Below are 18,587 nucleotides of genomic sequence, written 5' to 3'. Positions count from 1 at the left end.
AGATTGATTTTTCATGATTTACTGATTGTGTAACAACCAATATAAGTTTCTAGTATCTTATCCTGTTTCTAGTAAGGCAAAAGTAAACATAAGTTAAGAGTTGGGATTCAATCCAGTAAAGCAAAACTTTCCATTATATCATAAAATTATTTTGCAAGAGGTCTAATAAAAACTGTAAGTTATTTAATTTTCATTCCTTAGTACCCAAAATTTGTGGGAAAACCAGAAATATTCATAAAAACTGGGTTTCTGGCTCTCTGGTTGCGTAAATCCCACAGACTGAGCGAAAGTGTTGTAGTCTATAGTTCAGGACGAGTTAACAAGGTGGCTCGCAAAAATGCTGTCAATTGCCCTGGAGATTAAAAGGGATGGCCCGCAGAAGAGTTAGACAAACGTCAAGAGCGAATTTAAAACAAGAGATTTTACTCAATCGAATTACCAATCGCATCCGCAACTCTTTAGAACTGCAAGAGATTTTGACGACAACGGCGCGAGAAATCCGCAGCTTTTTAGGAAGCGATCGGGTAAAAGTTTATCGCTTTGATGCAGACGGTAGCGGCGAGGTGATTGCCGAGGCCATCAACGGCGAAAATGTGCCATCTCTGCTGGGTTTGCGCTTTCCTGCGGGGGACATTCCGCCTAGTGCGCGCGAAATGTTTGTCAAAGCGCGGCAGCGAGTGATTGTAGATGTGGGATTGCAGCATAAAATAATTAATCGCTTAGATTGTCCCGAAACCGGCCAAACTTTAGCGGTTGAAGATATTCGCTATTGTCCTGTAGACCCCTGTCACGCAGAATATCTGGAGGCTATGGGGGTGCGTTCTTCTCTGACGGTGCCGATCGTACATCAAAATCAACTTTGGGGGCTGCTGGCCTGTCACCACAGTCAACCCAAACGGTTTAGCGATCGAGAATTGAACATGGTACAGTTGCTTGTGGATCAGCTTTCAATTGCGATCGCCCAATCTTTTCTCCTCACTCAAGCCCGACAGCAAGCGCGCGACGAAGCCGTTGTCAACCAAATTAGCAGTTTGCTGCACTCTCCTCTGGAACTAAACGAAATTCGGCAAGCAGTTCTCGAACAAAGTGTCAAGCATTTGGACGGTTCGGGAGGACGCTTGTACATTGCCGCCGAATTTGGCGATCGGCCGGCTAAACTTTATACCTGCGGGCAGCAGCCTCCAGACACCAATCTCGAACTCACCGAGTTTTGGCAGCAGATCATGGGGTGGGCCAACCAAGACGAGCAACCAAAAACTGCCGACAGTACCAGCCAATTAGGCATTTATCAAAATCTATATTCCGAGCATTACAGTTCAATTGATACAAATATTTCTAATTTAATCGTCCCGCACTTGTACGCGATTTCCGATATTGCTCAAGAACCTCAAGTCAAATCTTTATCTGCAAATTTTCTCGAAGCTGACATTCGGTCATTTTTGGCAGTACCGCTGCAATACCGCCAACAGTGCATCGGCTGTCTCACCATTTTTCGCGCAGCCGTAGAAACCGAAATTTTGTGGGCTGGCCGTTGCAGTTCCGACGCCCGGAGCGATCGACCCCGACAGTCCTTTGCAGCTTGGAAAGAAATCAAAATCGGCGAAGCTCAAAAGTGGAGCAGCGAGGAACAGAAACTAGCAAAATCATTAGGAACTCACCTGTACATGGCTGCCATGCAGAGGCGCGTCGAGGCGATGATGCGACATCAAGCTTCTCACGACCCCTTAACAGGTTTAGCGAATAGATTACTGTTTAATGAAAGGCTATCTTTAGCTTTAGCTAACGCTCACCAGAATGCAGAAATGTTGGCGGTGATATTTCTAGACTTAGACAGATTTAAAAATGTTAACGATACTCTCGGCCACCCAGTGGGCGACCAGTTGCTGAAAGGTGTATCTCGGCGTTTGACTAACTGTTTGCGCCTCGGGGATTCCATCGCCCGTTGGGGCGGGGATGAATTTACTTTGCTGCTGTACAATATCAACAGCCCCGAGGACGCAACTAAGGTTTGCCAGCGAATAATCCAGAGTTTAAGCACTCCTTTTGATTTTGACGGTCGGGAACTTTATACTAAGGCTAGTTTGGGAATTGCTTTGGCTCCTTATGACGGAGAAGATGCAGAAACCTTACTGAAAAATGCTGATGCTGCGATGTACAAAGCTAAACAGAAAGGTCGGAACAATTATCATTTTTACACGCGGGCGATCGGCAATCAAGTCTCTGAAGAACTCAATTTAGAAAATCAGCTTTACAAAGCTTTGAAACAATCAGAGTTTGTGCTGCACTATCAACCGCAAATCAACTTAAATACTTGCCAAATAGTCGGCATGGAAGCTCTGATTCGCTGGGAGCATCCCGAACGCGGTTTGATTCCTCCCGATCGATTTATTCCCTTAGCTGAGGAAACAGGATTAATCTGCCAAATTGACGAATGGGTACTGCGGACAGCTTGCTTGCAAAATCGAGAGTGGCAGTTATTGGGATTGCCGCCAGTACGGGTAGCTGTGAATTTATCAGGTCGTCAGTTTCTACAAGCTAACACGGTAGAAACCATTGCTAAAATCTTGTCAGAAACCGAGTTAAATCCCGAGTATTTAGAAATAGAAATTACCGAGACAGTTGCCATGACAGATGTAAATTTTACGGTGTCGGTATTGCAGGAGTTGCAGCAAATGGGAATTCAAATTTCTCTGGACGATTTTGGCACAGGTTATTCTTCGCTGTGGTCTCTGAAAAACTTCCCACTGAATAATTTAAAAATAGATAAATCCTTCGTGGCAGATTTGCTCAACGGCAACAGCGGTGCTACGATTGTGAAAGTGGCGATCGCCCTGGGACAGGGCCTGAATTTACAGGTGATTGCTGAGGGAGTGGAAACAGCAGAACAGTTGGCATTTTTGCAATCGCTTCAATGCGATATGGGTCAGGGTTACTTCTTTAGCAAACCCATACCGGCGGCGGCCGCAACCCAATTGTATCTAGAAAATCAACTGAGTAAAATATGTAGTTTAGATTCACAATGAGAAATACTGCTATGGTGCGTGTAAAAAATAAAATTCCTCGCAAGTAACCCTAAATAAAGGTACGTTGTTGCGCTTGGGCGCTCTTTCATATATATAATCAGAGGGCTGAAGCCCAACAACGTACCTAAACGCTCTTTCATATATATAATCAGAGGGCCCAAGCCCAACAACCTACCTAACAGATTACTGCCAAACAAACACTTTGGCTTCGTATTCCGGCAAGTCAATCGTAATATTGTCATCGCCAGATTCCACATCATAATTGCCCGTCCATTCGTGCCACGTTCCGTTTGCTGGGAAGTGGGGAACGCTGTAACCCGCTAGATAATTTTCCGACAGATTCGCAACTACTACAACTCTCGAACCTTCATCGTTCCAGCGAGTGTAAGCAAACACTTTCGAGTCGGGATCTTCGTGGAAAAAGTCGATGTTTTCGGTGTAAAGTGCTTGGTTGTTTTTGCGGAGGTGAATCAAGCCTTTGTAGTATTCCCACAAACCTTTATTCATGTCATTTCCCAGCAGCGTCCAGTCAATTTTTGCTTGCTCGATCGTTTTGGCTTTGTATTCGCCAAATTCTTCGCCCATCCAAATCAGCGGTACGCCAACTGCTGTCATTAACAATACAGAACCCAACTTCGCCCGCTTGAATGCTGGTTCATCCAAAATCCCGCGATCGCCCAATTCTGAGAATACGCGATCGTGATCGTGATTGCTCAGATAATTCACTACATTGGTAGCACCCAAGAAGCCTTGCCGCTTGCAGTCGATCGCATCTTTGAGCCGTTCTAAATCAAAGGTATCGCCGCAGATATGTTCGACTATGCAGTGATAGAAACTGTCGTGCCAGCAGCCGTCCATCGGGCCGTCTATATTGGTGATGCTGGGAGTTTCGGGAATGTATTCGGCAACGGTGTAAAAGGGTTTTGGGCCAGCAGCATTTTTGGCTTCTTGAACTATCCAGTGCATGAAATCGTAGTTGGCAATTTGTCGGGCTGCGTCGAAACGAATGCCGTCGAGATGGTATTCTTGAATCCAATAGCGGACTGTATCGCCGATGAATTTGCGCGCCGGGTAAGTTCCTAAGTTTTCGTCGTAAAATTCGTAGTTGAATTCTGGGCCCCAATTGTTGTCTGGATCGCGGGGGGCGTGGTGGTACCAATAATCGTGATCGATTTGGGTGAGGGGGCTGGATGATTCGGAGTGGTTGTAAATCCCGTCGATGATGACGCGAATTCCGCGCCCGTGACACTCGTCTATCAGGTTTTTGAGTTGTTCGGTGGTGCCGTAGCTGGACTCCGCAGCGAAGAAGTAGCGCGGGTTGTAGCCCCAACTGTAGTCGCCTGGGTATTCTTTGAGGGGCATGAGTTCGATCGCGTTAACGCCGAGTTCGACTAGATAATCGAGTTTTTCGACGACGTGCTCGTACTTGCCGCGGGCGAGGGGATCGGCTTCGCCACCGGAAAAGTCGGCAACGTGCATTTCGTAGATTACTAATTCTCGATCGGCTGGTAGCGGTTTGTCATCGTGCTGCCACACGTAGGTATCCACGATGCGATCGCCATCTTTGATTCTGATCGCGCCGTTTTGAGTGGGATCGTCGATATCAGTCGCGCAGGGATCTACCACATCTACCCACTGATCTGCCTCCAGAAACCAGCTTTTGGACTGCACGCGAAATTTGTATTGATAAACGCCATCCTCCAACTCAACTCGCGTGCGGAAATAACCTTCTTCGTCCTTTGCCATCGGAATTTCTTCCCAATTAGAAAAAGACCCCATCAAGGCAGCTCCTTTGTTGTAGGGAGCAAATAACTGAAATTCAATTGGAGCGCTCATAATGCCTCTTTTTAAGATTTTTCAGTAGCAGTAGATAGTTTTAATCTCGCAAATTGAAGCGAACTCTGGCATCACTCTGCGGATATAATTTATGTAAGTGCTTAACTATTCCTAAAAGTATGAGTATCTGGCCGAGCCTACGCATTTTATGAAGTGACATCGCGCCATACCGACAGTGCGATCGGAATTTTATCAGAAGGAAGAAGGAAGAAGGAAGAAGAAGAAATAAGGAAGAAAACCAATGGTTTGAGCAATTAAGAACGTTCTAAACGTCCGGTGCGGTTGTTATATATAACTTTACCTTGCTCAAGTATAAGTATTAATAATCTGAGAAGTATTTGGCATCTATCTTAAGGTAGATTTACACAGAAAAAGATGATCTTCAATATCTGCACAAGGATAGATGCGGACTTAAATATAGCTTTTAAAACATCAGATTATTCGGCTGGCGATTCTGAGATTTAAGCCTATATCTTCGGCAGTAAAGTGCGCCGAATAATACCCTATACAAGCGCCAACAATTAGTCGGTCGGCGCGCAGTACGCATCCTAAAATTAATGCGTAAGGTGCGCGGGCGCACCCTACTTTTAACTTGCTTTTGCCTGCTGGTGAGGCTTTATCCAACCAAGCCAGAACGCAGGGCGAGAACGGCCGCCTGAGTGCGATCGTCAGCGCACAGCTTGTTCAGAATATTGCGGACATGAGTCTTGACTGTACCGACAGTAATGTACAGCTTTTCGGCGATAGCAGCATTGCTGTAACCCTGCACGATCAGTTCCAAAACTTCTAACTCCCGCTCGGTTAAAGGGTAAGTTTCAATGATGTGACTGAACTCGGGTTCGGCAGCCTTAATTGTGACTCTTTTGCCCTCAGGCTTCGGCTCTTCTGGAGCCGACTCCTTAGTGCGAGCTTGTTTCAGCACGATACGAGCGATCGCCGGATCGATCCAAGAGTTACCTTCATGGGTTACTTTTACTACGTCCAACAACTGGTCGAAGCTGATATCTTTCATGCAGTAAGAGTCAGCTCCGGCGGCAAAAGCTGCCAGAACTTCTTCTTCGTTGTCTTGAAAAGTCAGAATCAAAACTTTGGTATCGGGATCGGAGTCGGCTGCTATCGATTTTTTGAATTTTTGTGTCAGTTCAATGCCGTCAAAATCTGGCAAGCCAATGTCTACAATTGCCACGTCAGGTTTGGTAGACTGAAGCAGTTTCAATCCGTCTGTAGCGTTAGCTGCATCCCCGACAACTTCTATGGTGTCACGCTGTTGTAAAGCTGTGCGGATGCCGACTCTTGTCAGGTCGTGGTCTTCTATTAAAGCAACGCGAATTTTACTCATCTTTCTTCCAATAGTCCGCTAAACTTTTAAAATATCGTCAAGTGACTCAGCCAAACTGAGTAAATTTGAGAATGTGTCCTGATTTAGGGTTTGACAGCCCGCACATCTTTTTCCAGCATACTCATGCAGCCGCCAAGATTGCAAGTAAATTTTTAAATTATTTTGCGGCGCGGGGAAAGCGCGATCGGGACAGGTAAGCTCTCAATGTTTAAACAGTGTAACTGAATTATCCCATTGTCCGCCCCTTGATAGAGGTAAAGATATCACTACCGAGATAGATTTAAAGTATAAAAACTTTTGATGCACATTGGCCGTCAAAATTAATAAAGCTAGCAGCACGAGTCTTGAGCCGGTGTTAGGGCTCAAGTTGAATGCTTATTTATAAAACCAGTTATGACTCACTATCACGCCAATAACTCTTTTCGCTCGGACTTTTCCGACGCGGAAATACTATACAAGGTATCAGAAATAACAGCCCCCCAACACCTAGTTTGCGACGGCGAAACTCTGAACGATCGCCTGTGGTCGGCAATTCCTCATATAGTTTGGAAAGCAAATGCCAGCGGCTGGGCGACTTATTTAGGCGAGCGCTGGGAGGAGTACACGGGGGTACCAGTAGCAGCAGCATTGGGTTTCGGCTATCTGGCGCAGGTTCACCCAGAAGACTGCGCTCGTCTGTTGGCGCGATCGCGCCCGGATGCTGGGCCGCCCCAAAGTTACGAAATACAATTTCGTCTCCGGGCGCAAGAGGGCACTTACCGCTGGAACTTGGCCAGAGGATCGCCCGCCAACCCTGACAGTCATGATGTTTTGGAGTGGGTGGGAACTTACACAGATATGGAGGCGATCGCACAAACTCAAGGCTCGCTCGCAGCAGAAGCAGAAATTTGGCGCCGCCAAGCGTGTCCGGAAGTTAACTTCACAGGCAAAAATTTGGGCAAAATAGACGCAGGGAGTGATTTGCAGGCGATCGAGCGGTTTACAAATTTGTTGAGCCAGCGCAACGGTAACTTGTGCGAGTTGTTGCAAGCGATCGCAGACGCGACTGTGGAGGCGATCGCCGGAGCTGAATTTTGCCTGGTGGCGCTCCCGGAGTGCGATTCCAGCGGCCTCAAACTCAGCGCTGTCGGGGGCGCGGCCAACTTTTCTGCGGGCAGAACCCCGCAGATACAAGACAAGCTGCTGTTGAAAGCGTTTGCGACGGGAGAGTCTCAACTGTGGCGCTCTGAGTCTGGCCCAGGAGTGCCGGCGGCGGCCTGTGCTGCGGCGATCGAGTCGCGGGAAACCGGGCGTTTGGGCGTTTTGGCGATCGGTAACGTCCAAGACAGGACGGCTATTGACAGCGGATCTGTGCAACTGCTGGCGGTGATGGGAAGACAAGCTGCGATCGCAATTAACAGCGCGCGGGCGATCGAAAAATTAAAAAAGCAGGAACAACTTTTAGACTTGCAAAACGAGCTGCTAATTCGCCAACAGGAAGAACTGGAAAATCAGGGGCGGCGCATTCAACAGCAAAAATTGCAACTGCTAGAAGCAGCAAAGTTAAAATCGCAATTTTTGGCCACCATGTCCCACGAATTGCTAACTCCCATGAATGCGATTATCGGCTTTTCCCAATTGCTGCTGCGCCAGCACAAACAACTGCTGAGCGCGCAGCAAATAGATATGGTGGGGCGAATTTTAAATAACGGCAAAAACCTGCTAGTCCTGCTCGACGATATCCTCGACCTCTCCAAAATCGAGAGCGGTCGCACCGAATTAGAAATTGAAGAATTTGATTTAGCGCATTTAGTAATGGATGTGGCTCTGGAATTCGGAAATCAAGCTACCGAAAAGAATGTGGCAATGTCCGTCTGCGTGGGCTTGCAGGATCGGTGTATCGTTAATGACAAGTTGCGGCTGCGGCAAGTTTTGGTGAATCTGATTTCCAACGCGGTTAAATTCACTCATCAGGGCTGCATTTGCATTGAGGTAGGGGAATTAGAGGGCGATCGGCTAATTATCACCGTTCGGGATACAGGAATCGGCATTTCCGAAACAGATCTGCCCCACATTTTCGACAAATTCCATCAAGCCGACCAAAGCACAACCCGCCCATATCCAGGCACTGGTTTAGGACTAGCGATTAGTGCCTCGTTAGTCAAGATAATGAACAGCACAATTACGGTCGAAAGTCAACTAGAAAAAGGTTCGAGATTTGCGATCGAAATCCCGCGAAAAATTAACCCCAAAAAGTCAATTGCTGACTGCAAACATTTTTGATATTGATAGCAGAAGCAAGTTCGGCAACCGATTTTGGAACGGATGTAACGGATTTAACGAAGGTCATATCGAATATCGAATATCGAATTATCGAATCCGGTAGCATCGGAATTATTAGTAGCCGAAATGAGGAGACGGCAGTGCCGTTTCCCTACCGCTATTAATTGTGGGGAAACGGCACTGCCGTCTCCTCTGCAATTCCGGTGTAACCGGAATTGATATCAGTACGGTGTGCACCTTACCGCTTAGGAATGGAAAGGACTGAAGTCCTCACTACGAACCTGCAATCAATTTTATAGTGAGGGCTTTAGCAAAGTCCGATCTAAAGACTAGAAGTTTTCCCAACTTGAGCCTGAGTAGCAATTGGTTTAACATCGGTGTAGCCCATATTATTAGCTACATCGCGCAGCACCGAAATTTGCTGTTCAAACTCCAGACCTTCAATTTGATCTAACACGCCATTCACAGCCTCAGTTGCCTCATATCCTTCGGGGATATCGACAATTTTATCCCCCATATCAATAGCCCAAGCATACCAAACCAGCAACTGATTGTTAGCAGTTAAAGCTCCGTAAGCGCGAGAATAAGGCGTGTCGTCACCGTTGACAATACCTCGCATTATATTCAGTTGTTGGTCGTGGGAAAGGTTGTAAAAATCATTTAGCAACATGGGAGCTAACTCTGGTTCCGCAGCAGTGGGAGCGGCTGGTGTAATTGAGTCTCCCATTTTTTCATAAATAAAGTAGAGCAGTGCCAGTTTTTCATCTGTACCCAAACCGTTTATTTTATCAACCATGTTTTGAGTATCGTCTGAGAGAGCGTGAGTATTGGTCGCGGCGGGTGAGTTCATAAGTTAAAATTCCTTAAAAATGCTTCCAGAATATATAAATATCAACATTTGTAGGTACAAGTCACCATCCCCGAGAGGTAATGCGATTTTAGATTTTAGATTTTAGATTTTAGATTTTGAAATGACTTATTTCATAAGGGTTTTGAGCTTGCAGAGAGTTGTCTTGTTTTCGGAAACTGGTGTAATGCTGAGCCAACGTCTTAAAATAAATCATCCTTGAGATAGAAGCCAACAATACATCTGCGGGAAGATGAAAATAATAGGAATTTTAGCGACAATAATTATATTGAATTGTTAAATAAAAGTAACAAGGAGTCGGCTATGTCTGAAGTTAATCCTCAAGTGAATACAGAATTAGATAACACTCAAACATTTGATGCTCAACAGATAACTGAAAGCGTAGAAGCTGGAGAACAAAAGTTGCCTGAGGTTAATGTATCAGCCGACTACGAAGCTTCAAAAGAATTCAGCGTTAGCGATATCGATCGCACGAGTGCCGGCGCCGAAGCTGCCGCTGCTGCAACTGCGCCTAAATTTGAGATTCCCGCCCCTCAAGAAATTCCTATGCCGGCGGATGCACAGGGAAATCCCGATGATTTTTTAGCGATGGCTAAGGAAGTTAACCGCACAGGTGCACCGGGCAATGTTACGGACGATTTGGTGCAAAAGGCGATCGAAATGGGTACTCCCGGCAGTTAATTTAGAATCGAGACTTAAATTTAGCCCTCTAAGGTACGTAGTTGCGCTTCAGCGCTCTTTCCTGATATTAGCAAAGAGCGCTGAAGCGCAACTACGTACCTAATTTGTTTAAAATTGGTATTGCTAATGTATCAAGTCGATCGCACGACAAATCTTGCCGATCGCGCGATCGGGCAAAATTTCCACCACCAAATCCACGCCATCGCCCTCAAGCATCGACTGAATATATAACTCAGGATGCAGTGCTTTCCAGAAATATTCCACAAACCGATTAATTTCCGACTCTGACATTCCCGACTTCCCCGCAGCCATCATTTCCCGTTCCGCCTGATTGCGCCACACTTGAGAAAGGCGATAATCTCGGGGATACAAAACCATCAACCGATCTAATCGGTTCCACAGTGGCAAATAGTCGTGCAGCTTCGCATTCATATCGCGCGCAAACTGACAGTCGCCCTCTGTGGAAATCGGAAACGGCGCCGCCGCCAAAAACTCGTTCAATTTGCGATCGGCGACTGGATTTACGCCGACAAACCAACCTTCAAACAGTACAATATCCGCACCGGAAATAAGTTCTGATTGACTTCGATCGCCCGCACCTCCCCAGGCTGATTTTTCAAACCGGGGAATTTCTATTTTTTGACTGTCAAATGCTGCTAATTCCCCCGTGTGAGAAGCGCGCAACTGGTCTAAAACGGAGATTCCCAAGTCAATATCGTGAGTGCCGGGGGGGCCGCGCCAAATTAAACGCGGGTCAGCTTGTTGGAGATTTTGGCGATCGGCATAAGTCTTGTAAAGATCGTCTAAAGAAAGGCTGACTGTGGAATATCCCAATTTTCCCAGCATCAGCCTCAAAACTTGGCATAAAGTAGTTTTTCCCGTTCCTTGGACTCCTAAAATTCCTTGAATTAAAGTCCGGTTTAAACTTTGTTTTTCAGTCGATAATTGCATCGCCAGTGGCAGCCACAGATTCCACAAACTTTCTAGAAAAACACTTGACTTGACGGGGAAAGTATGCAGTCGATCGAGTACAGACAGGAATAAATCGGTTTTGTGGCGGACAACATCGGCTGCGTTGTCAGGAGTAATGTTAAAAGCGCGCGATCGCAGATCGTCGGCAAGTTCCCAACAGGCGAGGCGATCGAAATCGGGAGCGATCGGGCGATCGCCCGATCGCCAGCGGTGTAAAATTTCAACAGGCGTTAAAGTCGAGCCAACCATTGTAGATTTTAGGATTGGATAATGGGATGATATTATATCGAGTCGATTACCATAACAAAAATGGTTTGTAGTGCGGACTTCAGTCCGCTCTAACGCTGCGGACTTCAGTCCGCACTACGAACTAATTTTACTGTTTGTAGTGCGGACTTCAGTCCGCTTTCACGCTGCGGACTTCAGTCCGCACTACGAACTAATTTTACTGCGATTAATCGATCAGACACGATATGATTTAATAATAGATATCTTACAAAAGTCGTTTTAATCACATTTTGGAACGGGCAAGATGCCCATTCCACAGAAAAAAAAATTGTGGAACGGGCATCTTGCCCGTTCCTAGCTATTGTGCAAGAGGTCTAATTCAAAAATTCTGTATGAGTTGGGAGGCTGCGCGGACTGGAATTATTTTTTTAAACTTGTATCAAAACTTTCTAAGGGGAGGCTAGTTTTAGGCAAATAATATCTGCAAGCGACAAATATTTTACCATTTTTTAAGAGCCAAGTTTGAAAGCTTCTACAAATAAATTGTAAGTCACGCCAATTTTTAGAGCATTGAGCATTTCCACCCACAAAGCACCAGCCACCAGCCGCCTGCTGCTGTAAACCAGTCGGTTCGCCAACTCGGCGAACAACACCAACATCCCGGCTACGATAATATCCCAATTAGCGGCTTGTCCGGCGATCGTCGAAAGAGCAGTTCCCAAAAAATTGCCGAACAGCAGGCTAATTACCAGCAGCGAAATCCGCCGCCAAGGATTGCTAGCCCAGCGTGCAAATTGCTCGCCCAGAACATCAATCAATCTGTTAATTCGGGTATTCTGCATAAAAGTTAAAAGTTATGCGGATGAGTGAGTCGATTTTAGATTTTAGATTTTAGATTTTAGATTTACTTGCAGGATTGAATCTGCTGGGAGATTGAACAGGAGTCTCAAGTTTTTGGCTAGATCCTCAAGAGTATCGGGGCTTGTAGCTGTTTTTGAGCGGGGTTAAAAAATGCCGATCGCGAACAACCCCAAATCCTTACCGGATCAGTATCCGGCAATGTCAAGTCTCAAATTTAACATCTAAAATGGTATTGAGCGATCTGGAGCTTTATAGCCCCGAACCGTCAAGTAATTAAGTGTAGCTGTATCTTGTGGCACAGTAGCCCCGGATTCTACATTCAAGATTGGTAGGACTAATTGCAGGGGTGCAGTCTATCCTTTAAGCATAAAATTTATGAAACTTCAAAATTACCAGATATTAATTGGAATGGCGATCGTTCTATTTACAGGAATGTTTCTCGGACGTTTTGAAATCACCATCTCCAACGGTGCAAATCGATCGAGCGATTTGCCCTCAGCAGCCACCGCACTCCCCCCAACACCCCCGGTTTCGAGAGTCGCGACAGGTGCCGCAGACACCGCTAGCAAGCCCAAACCCGAGTTACCCCCAGAAGCAGAGGAAGAAAGCAATTCCTCAATCCCTGTCAATGGCAAAGCTGCCGGCAGTTTGCGAGTCAGCAACCGCAGCGAACACCCAGTGCGAGTGGCCTTGCTGTCGAAACGGCAAACCGAGAAATCCTACGGAAAACCGGCCCACTGGGATTTTGCGCCGGGGGAAGGTGGTGGTAAGGGACTGATGCTATCGCTGCCGGAGGGCAAGTTAAAAGTCAAACAGGGAGACATTCTGGTGGTTTTTGCTCAGGATGGTTCCCGCCGCTACTGGGGGCCTTACGTCGCCGGGGAGACAGCCTCGCCCGCTTGGAATCCCAAAGCCGAAGAATGGCAATTAACTTTGCAGCCGTAAAGGAAGAAGGAAGAAGGAAGAAGGAAGAAGGAAGAGGGAAGAAGAAAGAAGGAAGAAGGAAGAGGGAAGAAGGAAAGAGGGAAGAGGGAAGAGGGAAGAGGGAAGAGGGAAGAGGGAAGAGGGAAGAAGACATACATGGCAAGCTGGATCGATCGATATGTGACATTTGATTAAGTGGATCTTACTGAGGTGGCCCGGATATTTTGGTTGAGAAACCGGGTTGCTAGGCTATTGTTGAGAACGGTATAAGATGTGAGTTGAAGGGGGTGCGATCGAATTCCCAGTTTCGATCGGGCGAATCTTTCGGTAGACTCTGTATTCGAGTTAAAATTTTAAATCTAAAATCGCAGGAAGTTTGGGTGAAGGAAGTTATTAAAAATTTGTCAGAATATTACAGGCATCGGCCGATGGTACCTTTGTTGCTATCGGTGTTGTGGCTGTGCGCGATCGCCTGGGTAGCTTTCTTGTGGAATTTAGGCAACATCGGCTTAGTTGACGAAACCGAACCGCTGTTTGCTGAAGCCGCCCGTCAAATGACGGTGACAGGGGATTGGATCACTCCTTATTTCAACAGCGAAACCAGGTTTGACAAGCCGCCGTTGATTTACTGGCTGATGGCGGTGGCTTACCACACTCTGGGCGTTAACGAGTGGGCTGTGCGCCTTCCGTCGGCTTTTTGTGCGATCGCCCTGACTTGCCTCGGATTCTACACTCTATCGAAAACAGAAGGAAGAAGGAAGAAGGAAGAAGGAAGAGTCAATGAGGAAGAAGGAAGAGTGAATGAGGAAGAAGCAAAATTCTCCCAATCTCCCAATCTCCCCCTCTTTCTTTCTACTCCTTGGATTGGTGCGGCATTAATAGCTTTAAATCCCCAAACTATTGCCTGGGGGCGGACTGGCGTTTCTGATATGCTATTAGTTGCCTGTATTTGTTCGTCACTTTTGGCATTTTTTCTCGGTTACACGCTAGAAGAACAGAGAGAAAAAGCAGAACTTTCCACCATTTCTGCTGGGCGATTTCCCAATAAATGGTATTTGACTTGTTACGTACTAATTGCCTTAGCAATTCTGGCTAAGGGGCCTGTGGGAATTGTCATCCCAGCGATGATTATTGGTAGCTTCGGGCTGTATTTGGGAAATTTTCGGCAACTTTGGCGCGAAATGCGTCCGCTGTCGGGAATCTTGATTATTTTGGCGATCGCCCTACCTTGGTTTATTCTCGTTACTTTAGCCAACGGTGAAACTTATATTGACAGTTTTTTCGGCTATCACAATTTCCAGCGTTTTACTGGAGTAGTCAACAAGCACTCGGCGCCTTGGTATTTTTACTTTTTTGTAGTGCTCGTCGGTTTTGCGCCTTGGTCAATTTATTTGCCGGTGGCGATCGCGCGTACCCGTTTTTGGCAGCGCAGTTACTGGCGCCGTCAAGCGCGATCGGCACAATTAAGTTTATTTGCCCTATTTTGGTTCGGCTGCATCTTTGGCTTTTTCACAATCTCCGTGACAAAATTGCCTAGTTATGTATTGCCTTTACTGCCCGCCGCTGCGATTTTGGTAACGCTGCTGTGGAGTGAGATTATTGCAGGAAAGGAACCACAAAACAGACCGGGAAAGTTAGAGAAAAAACCAAATTCTTTACCGCGAGGGCTGTTAGTTACATACATTTTCAATATCGTATTTTTACTGATTATAGCCGGAGCAACTTTTTACTGCTACCACTGGCTGGGAGATGACCCGGCAATGCCCAATTTTCCGCAAGCAATTCAGCAGTCGGGATTGCTGATGGTTGGCGGTACGATTTGGATAACGGCGGCTGGGGCGATCGCACTTTTACTCTGGAAGCGGCAACAACGCTGGATTTTGGTAGCTAACTTCATCGGATTAGTCGCATTTATCATCTTTGGTTTGACTCCCGCCTACAATTTGGTCGATCTCAACCGCCAGTTACCTCTGAGAGAGTTAGCGAAGGTTGTTGTCCAACAAAAACTGCCGGGAGAAGAGTTGATGATGATTGGTTTCTGGAAACCGAGTTTAGTTTTTTATACGCAAGATCCGGTGACTTTCTACCGACTTCCCAGAGGCGCAAAAGACTACATTGAGGAATCCAACAACCACACTTCTCCGACGATTCTAGTGCTGGGATATCCACACAAGTTTGTGGAATTCGGATTGCAGCCAAATCAATATCAGTTGTTGGATAGTCGCGGCGCGTACCAACTGGCAAGGGTTCCGAGAAAGGCGTTTTTGAATTAGTGTATTGTACTGCGGTTTTGGCGATCGAGCGTCAGACCAGCTATGATGTTGAAATTGCGGTACAATCTACTAAACACCTGAAACATCAAGCTGGGAGCCAATCATGGTTTCAATCCTGAACAAACCCTCCTCGTTAATCCATGAGATTTGCATTGAAAAAGTCGATCGCTGGAAGTTATTCAAATTTAGTGAATCGCTCCAACAGCGAATGGAACAATTGTTAGAAAAGAAGAAGGACGATCGACTAATGGCAGAAGAGATAGCGGAACTTGAAGCCATTGGGGAATTAGATCGCATCTTTACCCATATCAATGCAATGATGGTGGCTCAAGATGTCGATCGGTGATTATACAAGACAGGCGGTTCGAGAAAGAGCGAGCTATTTTAGAGGAATGAAAGACTATGATCCCAATTAATGAAGCTCAACAGCAGTTGCAGCAGTTAATCGATTCGGTGAGTCAGTCACATCAACCGATCGCGATCGCAGGACAGACTAGCAATGCAGTGTTATTATCGGAATCTGACTGGGCATCTGTGCAGGAGACACTCTATCTTCTATCAGTGCCAGGAATGCGGGAATCGATTCGCGAAGGACTGGCAACGCCGATCGAGAATTGCGCTAGGGAGTTGGAGTGGTGAATTGGAATTTGGTATATACCAAACAGGCACAGAAAGATGCCAAAAAGCTGGCTTCTAGCAATTTACAAGACAAAGTACAAGAGTTAAGGCGCTACTATGGGTATCAGTCAAAGAAAAGACTATCCCACGATATGTATTTACTATAGATAAGGTGATAAGACATAATGCAAAAGCAAACAGACGATCTTAATCAGCAGTTAGACTCAGCTCGTTCCAAAATTCTTGATTCCTACCTTGCAACTATTGAAGATAGCTTTCGAGAAAACCGTCCTCAACTAAAACTCATCAATTATGGTACAGGGTCAGGAAAAACTCACCAATTGTTTCAAGCAATATATCAAACCATAGAAGAACATTCAAATATTCAAATAATCGGTATATATGTTTCCCCATTGAGAGAACACTTATGTGTGCCAGCTTCAGTTGAGAGCCAATACCCAGATATTCCCGTCTATAAAATAAATTCGTTAGAAATGAAAACGACGGATGAGTATATCAACTTATACAAAAAGTTGATATCTTCAATTCTCAAAAACAAAAAGATTTGGAAAATCGATAAAAAAGTATGTCCTGATGAAAAGGTTCAGGAAAATCGACGCAACCTTGAGAAAGTAAAAGATGTGATTAAACGCCTTGAATATGTAAAAAATACAGGTTTTGGAGATGAGAATTTTAATAAATCTGAGACTGATAAAGCAATATGGGAACTTAATTATTTAATTGAAAGCTTTTTAGAATTTTTTATCAAATCTGAATTAGATAAAAGTAATTGTCCTGCTGAATGTTTAAAGTTAATTGAAATATTTTTTCCCCTCCACCTTCTGCAAAACAAATCGGGAATTTTGATCCTCACCTATAAAAAATTTGAAACGGCTATTTCGTACTTTATCCACAACGGTACAAAATGGGTAAAGAAAAGCAGTCATCTCGATAAATACGTTATTGAGCATACAGACAACTCCCGAAAGTTTATACTTGCCTTGGACGAGCAGGAAGATGGCTATCAAATTATGCTAGAGGAGAAGATTGATATCATCTCTCCTGAAAAACTGGCAATCAATAATGCGCTATCATCTATCAATAGAGAATTTTCTATGCTGTTTTCAACTAAAAATAATGAAAACAGAGATTTTTTAAATTTCATAGATAAGAATAAGGGAGCTTTTTACGAATTTCAAGAACATTTTGAAAAAGACAAAGCCCTAGAACCAAAACTGCAAAAATTCGCCCGCATATATCAACGGTTGACCTTTGAGGAGGGAAACTCTATCAATTTTTTAGAAAAAATAGTAAAAATTCAAAATGGGCTTGACGATTCAATGGAAGAAATAGTTGGGATTTTCGACAATGATGAAGAAAATCTCATTATAGTGGATTTTGAAATGTTATCCAGAGTTATTTCAAAATTTGAGAATAATAGAAGTTTGTTGATTCCTCAAAAGCTTTACAATAAAATATGTGATGATTTAATGAACATTTTTGCATACAACAACCTATACATCTACAACCTCGAACCTCTGCAAAAATTGTTTTTAACCAAACCTTCTGGCGGGCACGTCCAAATCACAGAGGAAAAAGTGGCAGATAATACTTCTGTAGCAGACTTAATTTATGCCATTCTAGCTGTGCGATCGCAAATCAAAACCATCAAAGATTTTCTAGCTAACGTCTTAGATGCTGAAGATTCTCAATCCCGTTCTTTAGAAATTTGGTCGAAACAAATAGCTAAAGTCCAAAAGGCAAGTGAAGAAAGCCCCTCGCAAAATCAACTGCTAAAATACTTAAATACTACTTATGTCTATGAAAGTTATAAGTCGATCGTAAATATCAAAGAAATTTCTCGTTATCAAAATCCTAAAAATAATCTGATCGATCGCGCCCTTAGAGAAGTTTCTATTGGTAGTACGGCTATATTGACTTCGCCTGAATTCAAGCTCAATTCCATGTTATGCAATAATAGTAATGTGATTTTTCTGATTTCAGCAACAGGAGGAATTTTAGGAGATTTAAGCACGAGCTATGATATGCAGTATTTCAAAGATAAATTGCGGAATGCTAGTGAATCCGGTGAAACTTCCTTTAAGGAAATGAGCGAGGAAGAAGTATCGGTTTGCGAAAACATCAGAGAAAGTCGTGAGGCGCAGCGACAGATTGCAGTAAAGTTTTTCGGTGAAGATTTATTGTCTTTCCCAAATAACGAAACTCAAAAAGTTGTGGAACAATTTGAAGAAACTATTTTAAAAAGTTTTATCGACGATCTCAAGCAGGATGGGAATTGGCTGGGAACTTACAAAATCCAAGAAATTCAAAAGTTTATTCGTTTCTTGTTTTACCTGTTTGAGGATGACTCAATTCAAGAAACAATTGCTTTTACTCAAACTCTACGCTGGATTAAAAAGTTAATTCAACATTGCGAGCTACTCAAGCAGGCTAACTTTAAATTTAAAGCATCAACCGAACATCCAAATATATATTATCTGCAAGTAAAGCATAAGGAATATCAGAGTAATATTCAGATTAAAATAATTTTGTATGAGGCATCATTCAACAGTCTTTATTGCGACAAAAAAGCTCAAAACACGGGGAGCATCCCACTTTTGCAATCAGTATAAATACTCAGACAATTGTCTGTCTGACTAAGTTGATGGCATAATAGAAAGCAAATAAATTACCATAATCCA

The 18,587-nt window shown here is 44.6% G+C and carries 15 protein-coding genes; 10 read left to right on the top strand and 5 right to left on the bottom strand.

Annotated features, from left to right (window positions below):
- Positions 1 to 368: 368 nt before the first annotated feature.
- Positions 369 to 3,023 carry an EAL domain-containing protein gene (locus JGK36_RS27845; protein WP_293191753.1) on the top strand — a complete coding sequence of 885 codons (2,655 nt, stop codon included), beginning with the start codon at positions 369 to 371 and terminating at the stop codon, positions 3,021 to 3,023.
- Between the two features lie 183 nt (positions 3,024 to 3,206).
- Here the strand turns inward: JGK36_RS27845 and JGK36_RS27840 are convergent, their stop codons facing one another.
- Both JGK36_RS27840 and JGK36_RS27835 read right to left on the bottom strand, forming a co-directional pair.
- Positions 3,207 to 4,859, bottom strand: coding sequence for an alpha-amylase family glycosyl hydrolase (locus JGK36_RS27840; RefSeq protein WP_293176280.1), 1,653 nt, complete (start codon positions 4,857 to 4,859; stop codon positions 3,207 to 3,209).
- Positions 4,860 to 5,475: 616 nt separating this feature from the next.
- Complete coding sequence (locus tag JGK36_RS27835; protein ID WP_293149645.1) at positions 5,476 to 6,198, bottom strand: response regulator transcription factor; 723 nt, start codon at positions 6,196 to 6,198, stop codon at positions 5,476 to 5,478.
- A 393-nt stretch (positions 6,199 to 6,591) separates the two neighbouring features.
- Between JGK36_RS27835 and JGK36_RS27830 the strand changes: the two genes are divergently transcribed.
- Both JGK36_RS27830 and JGK36_RS27825 read left to right on the top strand, forming a co-directional pair.
- Positions 6,592 to 8,460 (top strand): PAS domain-containing hybrid sensor histidine kinase/response regulator, encoded by a 1,869-nt coding sequence (locus JGK36_RS27830; protein ID WP_293191755.1) that lies wholly within the window; start codon positions 6,592 to 6,594, stop codon positions 8,458 to 8,460.
- Complete coding sequence (locus tag JGK36_RS27825; protein WP_293176276.1) at positions 8,457 to 8,624, top strand: hypothetical protein; 168 nt, start codon at positions 8,457 to 8,459, stop codon at positions 8,622 to 8,624. Before JGK36_RS27830 ends, JGK36_RS27825 begins: the two co-directional genes overlap by 4 nt.
- Positions 8,625 to 8,782: 158 nt before the next feature.
- Here JGK36_RS27825 and JGK36_RS27820 read toward each other — a convergent pair whose 3' ends face one another.
- Complete coding sequence (locus JGK36_RS27820) at positions 8,783 to 9,310, bottom strand: orange carotenoid protein N-terminal domain-containing protein (RefSeq protein ID WP_293191757.1); 528 nt, start codon at positions 9,308 to 9,310, stop codon at positions 8,783 to 8,785.
- Between the two features lie 321 nt (positions 9,311 to 9,631).
- On the opposite strand from JGK36_RS27820, the gene JGK36_RS27815 reads away from it, so the two are divergent.
- Complete coding sequence (locus JGK36_RS27815; RefSeq protein WP_293191759.1) at positions 9,632 to 10,009, top strand: hypothetical protein; 378 nt, start codon at positions 9,632 to 9,634, stop codon at positions 10,007 to 10,009.
- Between the two features lie 123 nt (positions 10,010 to 10,132).
- Here the strand turns inward: JGK36_RS27815 and JGK36_RS27810 are convergent, their stop codons facing one another.
- Both JGK36_RS27810 and JGK36_RS27805 read right to left on the bottom strand, forming a co-directional pair.
- Complete coding sequence (locus JGK36_RS27810) at positions 10,133 to 11,230, bottom strand: glycerate kinase (protein WP_293176269.1); 1,098 nt, start codon at positions 11,228 to 11,230, stop codon at positions 10,133 to 10,135.
- A 488-nt stretch (positions 11,231 to 11,718) separates the two neighbouring features.
- The gene (locus JGK36_RS27805) at positions 11,719 to 12,051 is read right to left on the bottom strand and encodes a DUF565 domain-containing protein (RefSeq protein ID WP_293176267.1); all 333 of its coding nucleotides are present in this window, start codon (positions 12,049 to 12,051) and stop codon (positions 11,719 to 11,721) included.
- Positions 12,052 to 12,445: 394 nt separating this feature from the next.
- Between JGK36_RS27805 and JGK36_RS27800 the strand changes: the two genes are divergently transcribed.
- From JGK36_RS27800 to JGK36_RS27775, 6 genes are all read left to right on the top strand, one after another.
- Positions 12,446 to 13,015, top strand: a complete 570-nt coding sequence (locus JGK36_RS27800) for a hypothetical protein (RefSeq protein ID WP_293191761.1) — start codon at positions 12,446 to 12,448, stop codon at positions 13,013 to 13,015.
- Entirely contained in the window at positions 12,991 to 13,185 is a 195-nt protein-coding gene (locus JGK36_RS27795) for a hypothetical protein (protein WP_293198735.1), read from the top strand. The genes JGK36_RS27800 and JGK36_RS27795 overlap by 25 nt, the downstream gene beginning before the upstream one ends.
- Before the next feature lie 96 nt (positions 13,186 to 13,281).
- Positions 13,282 to 15,267 carry a glycosyltransferase family 39 protein gene (locus JGK36_RS27790; RefSeq protein WP_366516613.1) on the top strand — a complete coding sequence of 662 codons (1,986 nt, stop codon included), beginning with the start codon at positions 13,282 to 13,284 and terminating at the stop codon, positions 15,265 to 15,267.
- Between the two features lie 103 nt (positions 15,268 to 15,370).
- A complete protein-coding gene (locus JGK36_RS27785) occupies positions 15,371 to 15,613 on the top strand; it encodes a hypothetical protein (protein WP_293176261.1) in 243 nt (80 codons plus the stop codon).
- Between the two features lie 56 nt (positions 15,614 to 15,669).
- The gene (locus JGK36_RS27780; protein WP_293176259.1) at positions 15,670 to 15,906 is read left to right on the top strand and encodes a type II toxin-antitoxin system Phd/YefM family antitoxin; all 237 of its coding nucleotides are present in this window, start codon (positions 15,670 to 15,672) and stop codon (positions 15,904 to 15,906) included.
- 164 nt (positions 15,907 to 16,070) lie between these two features.
- The gene (locus JGK36_RS27775) at positions 16,071 to 18,518 is read left to right on the top strand and encodes a hypothetical protein (protein WP_293198733.1); all 2,448 of its coding nucleotides are present in this window, start codon (positions 16,071 to 16,073) and stop codon (positions 18,516 to 18,518) included.
- Positions 18,519 to 18,587: the final 69 nt, after the last annotated feature.

This window comes from Microcoleus sp. PH2017_35_SFW_U_B, from assembly GCF_020737865.1.
Classification (GTDB): Bacteria; Cyanobacteriota; Cyanobacteriia; order Cyanobacteriales; family Microcoleaceae; genus Microcoleus.
Note: the sequence above shows the minus strand (reverse complement) of the source record. Positions and strands in the feature narration are given on the sequence as shown.

Bases quoted from the DNA above. Each gene is read 5' to 3' on its own strand.
- JGK36_RS27775 (WP_293198733.1), top strand. From the start codon at position 16,071: ATGCAAAAGCAAACAGACGATCTTAATCAGCAGTTAGACTCAGCTCGT.
- JGK36_RS27795 (WP_293198735.1), top strand. From the start codon at position 12,991: ATGGCAATTAACTTTGCAGCCGTAAAGGAAGAAGGAAGAAGGAAGAAG.
- JGK36_RS27810 (WP_293176269.1), bottom strand. From the start codon at position 11,230: ATGGTTGGCTCGACTTTAACGCCTGTTGAAATTTTACACCGCTGGCGA.
- JGK36_RS27780 (WP_293176259.1), top strand. From the start codon at position 15,670: ATGATCCCAATTAATGAAGCTCAACAGCAGTTGCAGCAGTTAATCGAT.
- JGK36_RS27830 (WP_293191755.1), top strand. From the start codon at position 6,592: ATGACTCACTATCACGCCAATAACTCTTTTCGCTCGGACTTTTCCGAC.
- JGK36_RS27845 (WP_293191753.1), top strand. From the start codon at position 369: ATGGCCCGCAGAAGAGTTAGACAAACGTCAAGAGCGAATTTAAAACAA.
- JGK36_RS27835 (WP_293149645.1), bottom strand. From the start codon at position 6,198: ATGAGTAAAATTCGCGTTGCTTTAATAGAAGACCACGACCTGACAAGA.
- JGK36_RS27820 (WP_293191757.1), bottom strand. From the start codon at position 9,310: ATGAACTCACCCGCCGCGACCAATACTCACGCTCTCTCAGACGATACT.
- JGK36_RS27840 (WP_293176280.1), bottom strand. From the start codon at position 4,859: ATGAGCGCTCCAATTGAATTTCAGTTATTTGCTCCCTACAACAAAGGA.
- JGK36_RS27785 (WP_293176261.1), top strand. From the start codon at position 15,371: ATGGTTTCAATCCTGAACAAACCCTCCTCGTTAATCCATGAGATTTGC.
- JGK36_RS27815 (WP_293191759.1), top strand. From the start codon at position 9,632: ATGTCTGAAGTTAATCCTCAAGTGAATACAGAATTAGATAACACTCAA.
- JGK36_RS27805 (WP_293176267.1), bottom strand. From the start codon at position 12,051: ATGCAGAATACCCGAATTAACAGATTGATTGATGTTCTGGGCGAGCAA.
- JGK36_RS27800 (WP_293191761.1), top strand. From the start codon at position 12,446: ATGAAACTTCAAAATTACCAGATATTAATTGGAATGGCGATCGTTCTA.